The organism is Psychrobacillus sp. Z3-81 (assembly GCF_056620325.1).
Map to the genome: position 1 here is coordinate 1 of NZ_JBWQPU010000016.1, position 15,634 is coordinate 15,634.

At 43.6% G+C, this 15,634-nt stretch carries 15 protein-coding genes; 14 read left to right on the plus strand and 1 reads right to left on the minus strand.

The features are described 5' to 3' along the window. Window positions 1-608 precede the first annotated feature (608 nt). From AC1ECF_RS14925 to AC1ECF_RS14945, 5 genes are read left to right on the plus strand one after another with little or no spacing between them, the layout of a single operon-like run. Window positions 609-1,763, plus strand: a complete 1,155-nt coding sequence (locus tag AC1ECF_RS14925; protein WP_480390223.1) for an acyl-CoA dehydrogenase family protein — start codon at window positions 609-611, stop codon at window positions 1,761-1,763. Further along, window positions 1,760-2,785, plus strand: coding sequence for an acyl-CoA dehydrogenase family protein (locus tag AC1ECF_RS14930; protein ID WP_480390224.1), 1,026 nt, complete (start codon window positions 1,760-1,762; stop codon window positions 2,783-2,785). The genes AC1ECF_RS14925 and AC1ECF_RS14930 overlap by 4 nt, the downstream gene beginning before the upstream one ends. Next, the gene (locus AC1ECF_RS14935) at window positions 2,766-3,602 is read left to right on the plus strand and encodes an enoyl-CoA hydratase/isomerase family protein (protein ID WP_480390225.1); all 837 of its coding nucleotides are present in this window, start codon (window positions 2,766-2,768) and stop codon (window positions 3,600-3,602) included. Before AC1ECF_RS14930 ends, AC1ECF_RS14935 begins: the two co-directional genes overlap by 20 nt. A 22-nt stretch (window positions 3,603-3,624) precedes the next feature. Continuing rightward, complete coding sequence (locus AC1ECF_RS14940; RefSeq protein WP_480390226.1) at window positions 3,625-4,797, plus strand: CaiB/BaiF CoA transferase family protein; 1,173 nt, start codon at window positions 3,625-3,627, stop codon at window positions 4,795-4,797. A gap of 29 nt (window positions 4,798-4,826) precedes the next feature. Beyond that, complete coding sequence (locus tag AC1ECF_RS14945) at window positions 4,827-5,591, plus strand: IclR family transcriptional regulator (RefSeq protein ID WP_480390227.1); 765 nt, start codon at window positions 4,827-4,829, stop codon at window positions 5,589-5,591. Window positions 5,592-5,747: 156 nt separating this feature from the next. On the opposite strand, the gene AC1ECF_RS14950 is transcribed toward AC1ECF_RS14945, so the two are convergent. Then, window positions 5,748-5,942, minus strand: coding sequence for a hypothetical protein (locus AC1ECF_RS14950; RefSeq protein ID WP_480390228.1), 195 nt, complete (start codon window positions 5,940-5,942; stop codon window positions 5,748-5,750). A gap of 904 nt (window positions 5,943-6,846) precedes the next feature. Between AC1ECF_RS14950 and AC1ECF_RS14955 the strand changes: the two genes are divergently transcribed. Genes AC1ECF_RS14955 through AC1ECF_RS14995 form a run of 9 tightly spaced genes read left to right on the plus strand, consistent with a single transcriptional unit; the run spans window position 6,847 to window position 15,317 of the window. Beyond that, window positions 6,847-7,530, plus strand: a complete 684-nt coding sequence (locus AC1ECF_RS14955) for a GntR family transcriptional regulator (RefSeq protein ID WP_480390229.1) — start codon at window positions 6,847-6,849, stop codon at window positions 7,528-7,530. Window positions 7,531-7,589: 59 nt separating this feature from the next. Beyond that, window positions 7,590-8,597 carry a C4-dicarboxylate TRAP transporter substrate-binding protein gene (locus AC1ECF_RS14960; RefSeq protein ID WP_480390230.1) on the plus strand — a complete coding sequence of 336 codons (1,008 nt, stop codon included), beginning with the start codon at window positions 7,590-7,592 and terminating at the stop codon, window positions 8,595-8,597. A gap of 8 nt (window positions 8,598-8,605) precedes the next feature. Continuing rightward, window positions 8,606-9,094, plus strand: coding sequence for a TRAP transporter small permease (locus AC1ECF_RS14965; RefSeq protein ID WP_480390231.1), 489 nt, complete (start codon window positions 8,606-8,608; stop codon window positions 9,092-9,094). A gap of 12 nt (window positions 9,095-9,106) precedes the next feature. Further along, a complete protein-coding gene (locus AC1ECF_RS14970; protein WP_480390232.1) occupies window positions 9,107-10,387 on the plus strand; it encodes a TRAP transporter large permease in 1,281 nt (426 codons plus the stop codon). 15 nt (window positions 10,388-10,402) lie between these two features. Continuing rightward, a complete protein-coding gene (gene uxaC / locus AC1ECF_RS14975) occupies window positions 10,403-11,803 on the plus strand; it encodes a glucuronate isomerase (RefSeq protein ID WP_480390233.1) in 1,401 nt (466 codons plus the stop codon). Between the two features lie 19 nt (window positions 11,804-11,822). Beyond that, window positions 11,823-12,899, plus strand: a complete 1,077-nt coding sequence (gene uxuA / locus AC1ECF_RS14980) for a mannonate dehydratase (protein ID WP_480390234.1) — start codon at window positions 11,823-11,825, stop codon at window positions 12,897-12,899. Continuing rightward, window positions 12,889-13,731 (plus strand): SDR family oxidoreductase, encoded by an 843-nt coding sequence (locus AC1ECF_RS14985; RefSeq protein ID WP_480390235.1) that lies wholly within the window; start codon window positions 12,889-12,891, stop codon window positions 13,729-13,731. The genes uxuA and AC1ECF_RS14985 overlap by 11 nt, the downstream gene beginning before the upstream one ends. Before the next feature lie 12 nt (window positions 13,732-13,743). Next, entirely contained in the window at window positions 13,744-14,682 is a 939-nt protein-coding gene (locus AC1ECF_RS14990) for a sugar kinase (protein ID WP_480390236.1), read from the plus strand. Between the two features lie 8 nt (window positions 14,683-14,690). After that, window positions 14,691-15,317, plus strand: coding sequence for a bifunctional 4-hydroxy-2-oxoglutarate aldolase/2-dehydro-3-deoxy-phosphogluconate aldolase (locus tag AC1ECF_RS14995; RefSeq protein WP_480390237.1), 627 nt, complete (start codon window positions 14,691-14,693; stop codon window positions 15,315-15,317). Window positions 15,318-15,634 lie beyond the last annotated feature (317 nt).

A 15,634-nucleotide genomic window follows, 5' to 3' on the forward strand; every position in this document is an offset into this window, starting at 1 on the left:
AACACCAGCTGAAGTGCAAGTAACCAAATAGCAATCGCACGTATCTATGAACCGACCGCACGTATTGGTAGAAAGCTGGTATTTGCTATCCACTTTTTGTTCGCAAAAAGTGGCGATTGCCTAATGTCCTGCTTAGGCAGAGTTGGCTAATTTTAGGTCGGTGACGCCATCCAAACCCTTGACAATCGCAAGTAAACAGCTCGAAACCGCACGTAACACCAGCTGAAGTGCAAGTAACCGTTTCGCTTCCGCAAGTAAGCAAATAGCAAGTGTACATATCTATGAACTAATTGTACGTATTGGAATTAATATGGAAATCAACAATAATCTCTAGAGGATTTTATCAGGTTTTTTATTTAGTACACTTTCCCTAATTTTTAAATCAATTTCTGAGGTTTATATATAGATATATTATTATCGGCCCTTACCTAGTTTTCTCCTAATGATTTTTAAATATAGTAAATCATTCCACTGTCACATAGTCTAGTTAACTCACACTATATTTTTCAGTAAATTCTAAATTGACAAATAAAAATCTGTATATTATTGTAATACTAATTATTGGATATGCATAACATTTATACTATATCGGTAAAAGGGGTGTTTGTATGAAGCAGTTACAGCTTCCAGCGTTTGAGTTTACGGAGGAGCAGAAGGCTTTTCGACAAGAGGTTAGGCAGTTTTTGGTGGAGGAAAAGGAAAAGGGGACATTTTCTACTCATGCGGATTCTTGGCTAAGTGGGTATAGCTCCGAGTTTTCAAGAATGCTAGGGGAGAAGGGCTGGATTGGTATTACGTTTCCGAAGCAATATGGTGGACAAGAGCGATCGACCATCGATCGATATATTATTACCGAGGAGCTTTTGGCGATTGGTGCACCAGTAGCCTCTCATTGGTTTGCGGATCGGCAGTCCGGTCCTTTGCTGTTGAAGTTTGGGACGGAGGAGCAGAAGGAGTTTTTTATTCCCAAGATTGTGCGAGGGGAATGTTATTTTTCTATTGGTCTTTCGGAGCCAAACTCTGGGTCGGATTTAGCGTCTCTTAAAACAACCGCTACGAAGGTGGATGGGGGCTGGATTGTGAATGGGATGAAGACGTGGACTTCTGGAGCTCATCATTCTCATTATATGATTACGCTTTGCAGAACTGCGCAGCAGGATCCAAATAATAGACATGCCGGGATGAGTCAGCTGATTATTGACTTAAAATCCGAGGGTGTGACCATTCGACCGATTCAGTTTTTAACTGGAGAGCATCACTTTAATGAGGTTTTTCTTGAAAGCGTTTTCGTGCCGGATAATCGCCTTGTTGGTGTCGAAGGGAATGGTTGGGCTCAAGGGCTGACAGAACTCAGCTTTGAGCGAAGCGGACCAGAGAGAATTCTCAGCACCTTCCCACTTCTCGATGAGGCAATTCGTATACTGAAGGAAAAAGGAGACCGTCATGGACTAGCGCAAGCGGCAAAGCTTGTTAGTCGAATGTGGTCACTTCGTAATATGTCAATGGGAATTGCAGCGATGCTAGAAGAGGGTAGAGATGTCAATCTTGCCGCTGCATTAGTGAAGGATTTAGGGAACAGCTTTGAGCAGCAGGTAGCCGAGGTCATTCGTCTTTTGATTCCAACTATGCCAAATAAACAGGAAGAAAATCAATATGCTAGATTGCTAGCGGAATCTATCTTACATGGTCCAGGGTTTACATTGCGTGGAGGAACGACAGAGATACTTAGAGGAATTGTAGCAAAAGGAGTGATTTCTGCATGAGTGAGATGAGAGGGTTTATTGAAGACACGGCAGAGAAGATATTCAGGGATCTTTCTACCAAGGAGACTAGGGAGAAATTTGAAGAGGGTGAATGGAGCGCTTCCCTTTGGAGCACCGTACAGGAATCCGGTTTGACGCTGTTAGGGATAGAGGAAGAGCACGGCGGGGTAGGAGGAGACGCAGAGGATATCTTCTCAATTCTTCGACTTGCCGGGAAATATGCAACGCCTATCCCGCTTGCTGAAGTGATGTATGCTAATCAGTTTTTGGCAAAGCAGGAGGGTGAGGTCGAGGATAAGCTGCGCGTCATTCATTTTGCTGAAAATGAAAAGCAGGAGCTGCTTCACATTCCGTATGCTAGGTATGTTGAGGAAATCGTATTGGTGACCAAAAGCAGGTATTTTATAGTCGAACCTACTATTACGAAGCAAGGAGAAAATTTGGCAGCTGAGCCTAGAGATGCGGTTAGTTTTGTGAAGAAGGAGGTCCATATGCTTTTAGGCTCTTATGAGGAGCTGAAGAAGGAATATGAACAGTACCTTGCCATGTGTAGAGTAGCCATGATGACAGGAGCAATGGAAAGTGTGTTAGCGCTATCCGTATTTTATTCCAAGGAGCGTCAGCAGTTCGGTCGTCCTCTGCATCGCTTTCAGGCTATTCAGCACCACTTGACTACAATGGCTGGAGAGGTTGCGGCAGCGTTTGCCACGCTTGAGGCGACAATAAAGGCTTATGGGAAGGCTACCTCTTCCGAAAAGATAGCTATGGCGAAGATTGATATCTCTGGTCACGCTAACGTCGTGGCAAAGGCAGCACATCAGCTGCACGCAGGTATCGGGATGACTTACGAGCATGAATTGCATCATTTCACCAGAAGGCTATGGTCATGGCGAGAAGAAGCTGGAAATGAAACCTACTGGGCGGATTATTTGGCAGATCTCTATTTATCAAGAGAAGAAACAATCTGGGAATCTATTACGGAAGTGAAAGGGGTAGGGACAAATGTCGGATCTACTATTTGAAGTGAAAGATGATATTGCCACAATTACATTAAACAGACCAGAAGCACTTAACGCATTTAGCGGAGAAATGTTAGACCTATGGATTGAGGCACTGGAGACGGTGAGAGATTCGGAGGAGATAGCAGTTTTAATTGTCCAGGGAGCAGGGAAGGGTTTCTGTTCCGGAGGGGACATTAAAGAAATGATGGCAGGACGTGGATTCTATAAGTCAGATCAAGACAATATTTCGAAGGGGATTAATCGAAAAAATTCTCTTTGGAAGAAGGTGCAGCGTATCCCGCTTTTATTAGAGGAAATAGATAAGCCTGTGATTGCAAAGGTACACGGAGTTGCATTTGGGGCTGGTCTTGATATGGCATTGATGTGTGATATTCGATTCGCCGCTGAAACGACAAGACTCTCCGAGAGCTATGTTAAGGTTGGCCTTGTACCTGGGGATGGCGGTGCGTATTTCCTACCGAGATTAGTTGGACGAGATATGGCGTTACACATGCTATGGACAGGAGAGATATTGACGGCTGAAGCTGCTAAGGAACGAGGGTTAGTTACGTTTGTCGTGCCAGATGAGGAGCTTGATAGCGCGGTTCAGGCTTACGCGAGACAGTTGGCTGATGCACCGAGACTTTCTGTTCAATTAATCAAGCGGGCAGTTTATCAAAATAGTGAGATGTCCTTAAGGTCATCCTTGGATTACATTTCCTCTAAGATGGCATTAGTGATGGAGGAAGAGAACTTCAAGGAAGGCGTGCAGGCAGTAGCAGAAAAGAGAAAGCCTATTTTTAATAAAGAAGGAACAGTTGGTGCCAATAGCAATTAACTAGAAAGGAGAGGTGATGGAGATGATTCAACCACTACATGACATTCGTGTCCTTGATTTGTCTCGTGTATATGCGGCTCCAGCAGGGGCGATGACACTAGGAGATTTGGGGGCGGATGTGATTAAGGTAGAGCCACCCGGAGGATCCGATAGCATGAGAGAGTGGGGTCCATTTATCAATGGGGAGAGCACCTACTATCTATGTGCGAATCGAAATAAGCGGTCTATCACCCTCGATTTGAAATCGGAAGAAGGAAAAGAGCTGTTTTTAGAGCTTCTAGAAAAATCGGATGTTGTTATTGAGAATTTCAAGACGGGTACGATGAAGAAGCTAGGGTTAGATTATGAGGTGCTGAAGGAAAGGAATCCGAAAGTCATTTATTGCTCCGTAACAGGGTTTGGGCAGACTGGTCCGCTGGGAACGCTGCCTGGCTTTGACCCAGTCATTCAAGCGATGAGTGGCCTGATGGATGTTACTGGTTATCCGGATAGAGAGGGAACGAAGGTAGGTATTCCAATTGCGGATATTATCACCTCGGTATATGTGGCGCTGAGTGTCGTGGCTGCAATTCGCCAACGAGATATGACTGGTGTTGGGCAGAGGATTGATCTTTCTCTTCTGGATGTCCAAGTAGCGAGCATGGCGAATGTGGCGAGCGCCTTTCTAAACACTGGAATGGTGTCGGAGAGGAAGGGCAACCAGCATAACAATGTGGCACCTTATCAGGTATTCCAAACGGCTGACTACCCGATTATGATTTGCGCAGGAAACGATGGGCTGTACCGCAAGCTAGTAGGGGCTTTGGAACATACCGAGTGGGGGGCGGATCCTCGTTTTCTTACCAATAATGACCGAAAGCAGCATGAGGCGGAGCTAGTGGAGATGATTGAGGAGGTGCTTCGAACGAAGACATCCGCTGAATGGATGGAGATTTTGTCAAAGGCGAAGGTGCCGGTCGGTCGATTAAATACCATTCAGCAGGCGCTAGAGCAGGAACAAATTGCCGCTCGTGAAGGCATTGAAACAGTAGAGCATCCGGTTGGACCGGTTAAGCTGCTGGCAAGTCCCTTGAAGCATAGTGGCTTACAGGTAGCGACTAGATACGCACCACCAACGTTGGGCCAGCATACGGAAGAAATTTTGAGAGAGATACTTGGCGAGTCTTCTTCGAATGTTCAGGATAAGGTAATATGAAGGGAGCAGGTAAGAAAGAGGTGCTCCCTATGGACCAAGATACTTTTAAGAGTAATTATTCCATGTCCTCCATCCATCGAGTAATCCAGGTGCTGCGTGCATTTTCTATAGAACAGCCAAAGCTGTCGCTCACGGAGATATCCAAGCGTACCGGCATATCCGTTTCCAGCTTACAGCGTATTGTCAGCACACTAGTCTTTGAGGGATTTCTAGAAAAGGATGAAAAAACAAAGCAATACTCCTTGGGATTAGAGCTCATGTTTTTAGGAGAGCTCGCCGCAAAAAGTGATGCATTGCTTTCCAAGGCCATCCCGATTATGGAGAAGCTGAACGACCTAACGAAGGAGAATATCTCGATCAATGTTATCGAGGGCAATGAAAGAAGATGCATTTACAATCTTCCGAGTCGGCATGAGCTTGCAGCACTCACCTTTGTCGGACACACTTCCCCGCTTTATGCTGGGGCATCTGCCAAGATTTTATTGGCTTATCAATCGGACTCGTTTCTAAGGGATTACCTAGAAACCGTCCAGTTCGAAAAAATAACCGACATTACGGTCGAATCAAAAGAAGAGCTACTGGAGCAGCTCGCACAGATTCGCAAGCAAGGCTATGCCATCACAAAGGGAGAACGAGTGAAGGGTGCCTTATCGATTAGCGTACCAATCATTGCTCGCCAGCAAATCCTGCTAGGAGCCATTTCGGTAACCTACCCGTATATTCGGCAGGACGAATACGACGCAGACCAGCTTATCCAATTAATGCAGGATGCAGCGAAAAGAATAACGGAGTGAAGGGGCCCTCTGAAAAGTCATACTCAGAGGGCCCCTTTGCGACGAGGATGGTGGCATTGTAATGCGACCACCGCAGGAGCAATGTTATATAGCGGATATGTATCAAAGAACGAAGAGGTGACCCAAAAGTTATGGGACACCCCTTTGTGTATTCTGCTACTTCATTTTTACGGAAAGTACATAAGCGATTAATCCCGCAATATAACCAACTCCACTACCAATTGTAATGGCATACACAAGAAAGCCAGGTTCCAAAAACATGCCGACAATCGACCCAATCGTACATCCAGCTAGCATACCTAGGGGCATAAGGCTATTTATCATATCCTGCTTGTTCTTTGATCTTTCCATATTAATCGATCCTTTCGAAGCCTTTTCCTTATTGTAAAATGACCAAGATGGGAATGCTAACCATAAGGGGAATTTTAATGGGTTTTCCAGTTTCCTAATGGTATATTATGGTAATTTTGGAACTCATTTCGCAAGTAATCTAATCTCCCGCGCAAGTAAAAGAGAGTAAATCGCAACTATATGAATAATTTACCAATAAACTCCTCTTGCATACCCCGCCGAGAGGAGTGGCATAGGCAATGGGCCACTTTTTGCCTGCAAAAAGTGGAGATTCTCATGTCCTCTTTCGTAGGAAGTGGTCGCTCGGGAGGAATAGTCGCACTCACATCCAGTTTAGTCGCGTTCAACCGATAGTTAGTCGCTCTCCTCTTCCATTTACTCGCTTTCGAAGGTGATTTAGTCACGTTCGCCACTCGTTTAGTCACTTATCGGAAATTTACTGGGAATTATTAAGGGTTGGATAACCCTATAAATATAGAAAATTCCTTTTTCCTACCTAGAGTGACCTTGCTACTTCTCCAGCATCCCTGACGAGAGGAGTGATATAGGCAATGGGCCACTTTTTGCCTGCAAAAAGTGTAGATACTATAAACCCGCTATTCACTTCCTCTTTTCACGAGGATCTCTCCAATTTAGACAAGCCTTCGCTTCCTACAAATAAGTCTCAAACTAATTTTATTTCCCATTACCTAATAGTTTCTTAATGAAAGAGGCTACACTTCCTCGTTACGTCTTTAATCCCCACTACCATTCAACTAAATAAAATACTATTCAAAATAAAATAATGATATCTGACCTAATACCAACCACACTAATATAACTAATTTTCTAAAAACTTAGAATATATACTACCATACAAGTATACTAATATGTTAATATGGCAGTAGCTAAAGGAGTGATAGTTTTGGTTACTGATAATTTGAATAAGCGTAGAAATTTTTCTGCTAGAGATCATGTGTATGAGACTTTAAAGGAGAGCATTATTAAGCTGGAGCTTAAGCCCGGCCAAAGTGTCTCAGAAAAGGAAATCTCTGAATTACTGAACGTCAGTAGGACCCCCGTTCGAGAGGCTTTTGTTCGATTGGCACAGGAAGAGTTACTCGAGGTATATCCTCAGCGCGGGACGTTTATTTCATTGATTGACTTGGATCATGTGGAGGAGGTTCGTTTCATACGAGAGCTGCTGGAAAGGGCATCGGCGAAGCTAGCTGCTGAAAATCCCGAAAAGGTAGATTTCGTAACCTTGAAAGAGAATTTACAACGACAGCGTTTTTGTATTGATGAAAAGAATTATATGAAGTTATTCGAGCTGGATGAGGAGTTTCATTATATTATCTCAATTGGTGCGGAGAAGCCGAGGATTTGGTCCGTGTTGCAAAATTTTAATGCACATTTGAATAGAATTCGAATGCTGAGTTTAGCTGCAAACTATAATTGGGAGCAAATCATGTCACAGCATCTTGTAATAGCCGATGCGATAGAAAAAGGAAATCCTCAACTAGCAGATGAGGCGATGGGGGAACATTTACGGAAGCTACGCTTTGAATTAGATTCATTGAAAGAAGAATATCCAACTTATTTTAAGTAATTTTTTTTCATTAAAAATGTAAGCGCTTTAATTCACAAATCAAACAAGGGGGCTTTTCAATGAAAGGGAAAAAGGGGTTCTTATTAAGCTTAGTTTTTATCGTATGTACACTTTTAGCTGCGTGCTCAGATGACAGCAAAATGGAAGCAAGCTCGGATAAGGTTTATACATTGAAAATCAACACCGCATTAGCTGCAACGGATCCGATTTACCAAGGGCTTGAAACCTTCAAGGAACGAGTTGCAGAAAAAACGGATGACAAGGTAGTAATAGAGATTTACGGAAATGGGGCACTGGGGGATGACAGTGACGTACTTGAACAGGCAAAGGTAGGGGCAAATGTTGCTGTACTAGTGGATGCAGGTCGTCTTGCTGAAATGGTGCCAGACATCGGTATTCTCTCCGCTCCGTATATCGTGGAAAACTATGATGAAGCAAACAAGGTAGCACAGTCTGATTTATTCAAGGAATGGTCAGATAAGCTGGCAACAGAGCATAACCTACAAATTCTCTCTTTTAACTGGTATCAAGGGGACCGTCATTTCCTTACCAATAAAAAGATTGAAAAACCAGAGGACTTGAAGGGACTAAAAATTAGAACACCTGGAGCTGCTGTTTGGACAGAAACGATTTCTGCCATGGGAGCAAGTCCAGCTGGAATGGCATTCTCAGAGGTATATCCTGGTATCCAGCAAGGGGTAATTGATGGGGCAGAAGCACAGCATCCTGCGTCTTTCGGAGCAAACCTGCATGAGGTAGTGAAATATATTTCGAAAACTGGTCATTTCCAACTGATTACAGGAGTTGTTGCAGGGGCAGATTGGATGGCAGATCTACCAGAGGAATATCAAGCAATTGTGTATGAAGAAGCACAGATGGCTGGAGAAGAGGCGTCTCAAAATACGATTGAGCTGCTAGCGGACTTCGAATCAAAAATGGAAGCTGCTGGTGTAGAAATTGTGGAGGTTGATACCGAGCCATTTAAGCAAGTAACAGAAGTAGTCTATGAGAAAATGGATGGCTATGCAGAGTTAAGAAACGAAGTAAACAAAATTCTAGGGAAGTAGTGAGTACAATGGTGAAAAAGGTTGCAGATATTTATATCCGAATTGAAAACTTTCTCACAAACTTTTTACTGGTTGGAATCGTGTTCTTTGTTTTCTTGGCAGCGATCATGAGATGGGCAGGTATGCCCCTCTCATGGTCAGTTGAGTTTGCTCAGCTCCTATTTGTCTGGGCTATTTTTTTAGGCGCCAATAGAACCTTGAGAGAACGTAAGCATATAACGGTAGATGTATTTGTGAAAGTTTTGCCGCAAGGTGTACGCAATATTATCGAAATCATCACAAAGGTCCTTGTGCTAGGCTTCTTAATCTTTTTAACAGTATATGGCTTTCAGCTGAGTATAGAAAATTCAGTGAGACAAATTAATAATTTGCCACTTAGCTATTCTTTTATCACATCAGCGGTACCAGTGGGAAGTGTGTTAATGATATTTACTATTTTGTCGCAACTAAAAGAAGAATTTGGGAGATTAAAGTCACCCAATGAACTGGAATCGTAGGGAGGGATTAGCTTGTTAATAGTCGCTATTATATTTTTAATCTTACTGTTTCTCAATATGCCGGTTGCCTTTGCGATTGGGATAGGAAGTCTTATGTATTTTCTAGTAGGGTCAGATTTGCCGATTGAGCTTACGACTCAGCGCATGGTAGCTGGTACGCAATCCTTTCCTCTTCTAGCGGTTCCTTTCTTTATTCTCGCTGGAAACCTAATGAATGCTTCAGGAATCACGGATAGACTAATTCGATTTTCAAATGCACTGACTGGTCACTTAAAGGGAAGTCTAGCCCACGTATCTATTGTCCTTAGTACGATTATGGGAGGCGTATCAGGTTCAGCGAATGCAGATGCTGCCATGCAAAGTCGTATTTTAGGTCAAAAAATGATCGACCGTGGCTATTCTGGAGGCTACTCTGCTTCGGTAATCGCAATTAGCTCCTTAATCACCGCAACAATCCCACCTAGTATTGGGCTTATCTTATACGGCTACGTGGGTCAGGTGTCGATTGGAAAGCTATTCTTAGCAGGAATCATCCCAGGACTTCTTATGATGGTATTTTTGATGGTCATCTCTTACGTGATTGCTAGAAAAAGAGGTTATGACAGTAATATCGTGCAAAAGCGAGCATCCTTCTCTGAAGTGATGAGAACCTTTCTAGAAAGTATTTGGGCTTTGATGTTCCCAGTGATTCTAGTAGTGGGGATTCGTTTTGGAATCTTTACTGCTTCGGAAGCGGGAGCCTTTGCCGTTGTTTATGCAATAATCATCGGCTTCTTCGTGTATAAAGAATTGAACTGGAAGAACTTTAAGGAGGCGCTTTCTCAGTCTGTTACAGACAATGCATCTATCCTACTAATTATTTCTGTTTCTTCTATTCTAGGATTCTTAATTACATATGACAGATTGCCGCAAAACGCAGCTGATTTTCTAATTGGAATTACGACAAATGGAAGTCTCATGGTTATTTTAATTCTCATTTTCTTAGTTATTGCTGGTATGTTTATCGAATCGACGGTGCTTGTTTTATTGCTAACGCCAATATTCTTGCCAATAGTTGTGCAGGTAGGAATTGACCCGGTACATTTCGGAATTCTGATGATGACCATCGTAACCTTTGGAGGAATGACTCCACCAGTAGGAGTAACCATGTATACGACCACCTCTATTATGAAGGTTCCATTAGAGGACTATGTAAAAGAATCGATTCCATTTATCCTAGGAATCTTTGCGCTCGTTCTTCTCTTAACTTTTGTGCCTTCCATTGTAATGTTCTTGCCAAATCTATTTATGTAAGTGGGGGAAGAGTAAATGAAGCCCTTTATGGATGAACAGTTTTTATTGAAAACAGCAACTGCACAAAGGCTCTACCAGGAATATGCGAAAGAAATGCCGATTATCGATTATCACTGCCATCTTTCTGCAAAGGAGATTGCGGAGAATAAAACCTTTGAAAATCTCACAGAAATATGGCTTGCTGGTGATCATTACAAATGGAGAGCGTTACGAGCAAATGGAGTGGATGAACACTATATAACGGGAAGTGCCAGTGACAAGGAAAAGTTTGAGAAGTGGGCTGCTACAGTCCCTTACACGCTTGGCAATCCTTTATTCCATTGGACTGCGCTTGAATTAAAAAGGTATTTCGGGATAGAAAAAATACTAAGTGCCGCTACTGCTGAGGAAATATGGGAGCAGGGCAATGAATTACTGAAGACAAAGGATTATACTGCTAGAGCATTGATTGAAAGATCCCATGTACATGTAATTTGTACAACGGACGATCCGGTGGATGACCTTCGTTATCATCAAGTTTTGAAGGAGGAGGGGTACCGAGTGAAGGTGCTTCCTACCTTCCGACCGGACGGGGCCTTGGGGATTGAGCTAGATAGCTTTTCGGAGTGGACAGATGAGCTAGCTATAGTATCTGGTATAAGCATTGAATCCTATGAGGATTTTCTGAAAGGGCTTCGTCAGCGGGTAGATTATTTTAATCAGGTTGGCTGCCGTCTTTCCGATCATGGTTTGGATTCCTCTTTTTATCAAGCTTTCACTCTAGAGGAAGTAGAAGCTATTTTCCAAAAGGGACGCACTAACGCAAGGATTTCCGAGCGAGAGATTGTTCAATTTAAAACATCTACACTCATTGAGCTCGGAAAAATGTATGCCGCTAAAGGCTGGGCAATGCAGCTTCATATTGGGGCTATTCGTAACAATAACAAACGGATGCTTGCACAGGCAGGACCAAATACAGGCTATGACTCGATTCATGATTTTACTTATGCTGCTGATTTATCCAATCTGTTAAATGTGTTGGAATACACGAATGAGTTACCAAAAACTATTATCTATAATTTGAATCCAAGAGATAATTATATGATTGCCTCGATGGTTGGGAATTTCCAAGGAAATATTCCAGGGAAGCTTCAGTTCGGGACTGCTTGGTGGTTCAATGATCAACGGGATGGAATGGTGGATCACATAAAGGCGCTTGCGAACACTGGGCTTCTAGCTCGATTTGTCGGTATGCTGACGGATTCAAGAAGCTTTCTATCCTATACTCGCCATGAGTATTTTAGAAGAATTCTTTGTGATGTGATAGGGGATTGGGTAGAAAATGGGGAGTTCCCACAGGACTTTGATTTATTGGGAGAAATCGTACAAGATATTTGCTATTTCAATAGTAAGCGGTACTTATCGTTAGAAATATAAGGATTGTTAGGTGATAGAGATGGAGATGGTATTTAGGTGGTTTGGAGAAGGTAATGATCATGTACGTTTAGAGCAAATAAAACAGATCCCCGACGTAAAGGGAGTGGTCTGGTCACTTCATCATCTCGCAGCTGGAGAGAAGTGGCCAATAGGTGAAATTCAGAATGTGCAGAAGCTAGTAGAAGCACATGGGCTGCATATTGAAGTAGTGGAAAGTGTTAATATCCATGAGGATATCAAGCTAGGATACCCAACACGTGAGCAATATATCGAAAACTATAAAGAAACAATCAGAGAACTAGCGAAGGTCGGCACAAAGGTAATTTGCTACAATTTTATGCCAGTTTTTGATTGGATACGAACAGATTTGCAAAAGGAACTGGAGGACGGCTCGTTTGCGCTGTTCTATGAAAAGAGCATGATGGAGGGGGCGGAGCCGGCTGAACTGGTGGCGACAGTCCTTCAGAATAAAAGCTTTACCCTTCCAGGCTGGGAACCCGATCGACTAGAGCAGCTGCAGGAGGTTTTAGCTGCCTATCAATCAGTGGATGAGGAAAAGCTTTGGGATAATTTACAGTACTTCTTACAAGAGGTGGTACCAGTGGCAGAGGAGCACGGCATCAAGCTAGCCATACATCCAGATGATCCACCTTGGTCTGTCTTTGGATTGCCGAGAATTGTAACGAACGAAGAGAACCTCGGAAGGATACTAAGCTTGGTGGATAGCCCCTCAAACGGGCTGACATTTTGCAGCGGGTCATTGGGAGCTAATCCAGCAAATGATTTACCAGGTATCATTCGCAAATACGGAGATCGTATTTACTTTGCACATGTTCGAAACCTGAAAAGATACGATAACGGAGACTTTATTGAAACTGCCCATAAGATGTCTGCGGGTTCTATTGATATGGTTGGTGTGATGGAGGCCTTTTACAATATTGGCTACACCGGCTATATGCGGCCAGATCATGGGAGAGATATTTGGGGAGAGGTTGGAAGACCAGGGTACGGGCTCTATGACCGGGCTTTAGGTGCTATGTATTTGTTTGGGTTATGGGACGCTTTCAATAAAAGAGGTGAGAATAATGAATTTTAATCATTTAGCAGGAAAGGTAGCAGTGGTTACTGGAGGTAGCGGCATACTTTGTGGAGCTATGGCCAAGGAGCTAGGTCACCTTGGTGTGAAGGTTGCGATTTTAAATCGTACAAAGGAAAAAGGAGAGACGGTTGCAAAGGAAATTCAAGAAGCAGGAGGGCAAGCGATTGCTATTTCCTGTGATGTCTTAGATAAGGAATCTATTATTCAGGCAAGAGAACAGGTACGTGCCGAGCTTGGAGCCTGCGATATTTTAATTAATGGAGCAGGTGGAAACCATCCGATGGGAATCACCTCACATGAACTGTTTCAGGAGAAGGATTGGAAGGACTCGGAGGTACAGTCTTTCTTTGATCTGACGAAGGAAGGCTTTGGCTTTGTTTTTGACTTAAACATATTAGGAACCTTGCTTCCAACCCAGGTATTTGCAGAGGATATGATTAGCAAAGGACATGCAACGATTCTTAATATGTCCTCTATGAGCGCACCTTCACCAATGACGAAGGTTCCGGCCTATAGTGCTGCAAAGGCAGGAATCGAGAATTTGACGAAGTGGCTGGCTGTTCATTTTGCGGATGCAGGAATTCGAGTGAATGCGATTGCGCCAGGTTTTTTCCTGACCGATCAAAACAGAAATCTGCTCACCAATGAAGACGGCTCTTACACGGATCGAGCACATAAAATCATTACCCACACACCGATGCGACGCTTTGGTAAACCGGAGGATCTGCTCGGAACGATGCTTTGGCTGGTAAATGAAGAGATGTCTGGCTTTGTAACAGGAATCACCGTGCCAGTGGATGGCGGATTCATGGCTTATTCAGGAGTATAAGGAGGTGCCACAATGGATGTCGTAACAATAGGAGAGTCAATGGTTTTATTTACACCAGAGTCGGTTGGATCCATGACCTATGCATCTAAATTTGTGAAATCGATTGGAGGAGCTGAAACAAATGTTGTAATCGCGCTTGCACGTCTGGGGCATGAGGTAGGGTGGATTTCCTTATTGGGGCAGGATGATTTCGGTATGTATCTTCGCAACACTGTCCGCGGCGAAGGAGTTGACACCTCTCAGGTGAAATTTCTTCAGAACCATCCGACTGCTGTATTCTTTAAGGAACGAAAAGCAGCTGGAGAGCCAAGTGTATTTTATTATCGAAGAAATTCTGCTGCCTCTCAGCTATCACCTGCAGATATCAATGAAGCATATGTAGCGGCTGCAAAGTATCTTCATTTGACTGGTATCATGCCAGCATTAAGTGACACTTGCATGGAGACTGTATATCATAGTATCAACCTTGCGAAAAAGCATGGAGTTAAAGTAGTATTTGATCCAAATATTCGGTTAAAGCTCTGGTCAAAGGAAGAGGCAATTCCAGTTTTAAGGGATATCGCTAGGGAAAGTGACATTGTCTTGCCGGGAATAGAGGAAGGGATGATGCTCACGGGAGAGAAGGAGCCAGAAAGAATTGCTGCACAGCTATTAACAGGGGCGACTTCCATCGTAGTCATCAAGCTAGGAAAAGCAGGCGCGTACTATGCGACAGCTACCGAGTCCGGTTATGTGTCAGGTGTGCAGCTTGAAAACATAGTCGACCCCATTGGTGCAGGAGATGGCTTCGCTGCAGGATTTCTGTCTGGACTTCTACAAGGGATGCCCCTAGAGGAAGTGGTCAGCTTGGCCAATCGTGTTGCAGCTTTTGCCTTGACTGTCCCTGGCGATGCAGAGGGTTATCCATATGCCCACCAAATAAAAACTGGCTATGACCAGATTCAAAGGTAGGTAAGTTAATGCTAGAAATAAAAAGTTGTAAGATTATCCCTGTGCTTCGAAAAATTCCTTATTCAAAGAGTGCTTCTATTATAGACGCACTTTACAAAGGGGGCATTAGGGCGGTTGAAATTACAATGGACACGGAGCAAGCAGAGCTGATGATTCAAGAAACGGTAGAACGATATGCTGACAAGCTGCTTGTCGGAGCAGGAACAGTTTTAAATATTGAAGAGGGCAAGCGTGCAATCGAAGCTGGTGCTCGGTTCCTCGTGTCGCCCGCTCTCGATATGGAAGTCTTAACGTTTGCTATCAGTCAGCAGATTGAATTTATACCAGGGGTGTTCACTCCTTCCGAAATGCTACAGGCCCGTAAAGTCGGTGCTAGCATGGTAAAGCTCTTCCCGGCATCGAGCCTGGGACCCGGTTTCATCAAAGATGTCAAAGGCCCTCTAGGCTACATCGACATCATGACTACAGGGGGCATCACCAAGGAAACCGCTCACTCCTATATATCGGCAGGAGCAGCCGTCATCGGAGCAGGCAGTGCATTGGTTAAAAAAGAGTTTATCAATCAACAGGACTGGAACGGTTTAACCAAAGAAGCGGCAAGCTGGCTCGAAATAGTGAGTGGTGGAAAGCTATAGACAATTTGGTCTATGGCTTTTTATTTTGATGAAGAAATTACAAGTAAGTAGAGCAGGATTGCCTACAAAAAGTGGAGATTCTAGAGCTCCTGAATGATTAGTCGGTGGCTATTTACGAACAGTCGCTCTCGGAGTCCGTTTAGTCGCTTTCAGTTCGACATTAGTCACTTTCACGACTAGTTTAGTCGCTTATCGGAAATTTGCTGGAAATTAGGTTGAGATAGTCCCAGTTTTAAATTGGAATGGGCGTTGCTACTCCTCTAGCATCCCCGCCGAAAGAAGTGACATAGGCAATGGTCCACTTTTTGCATGCATAA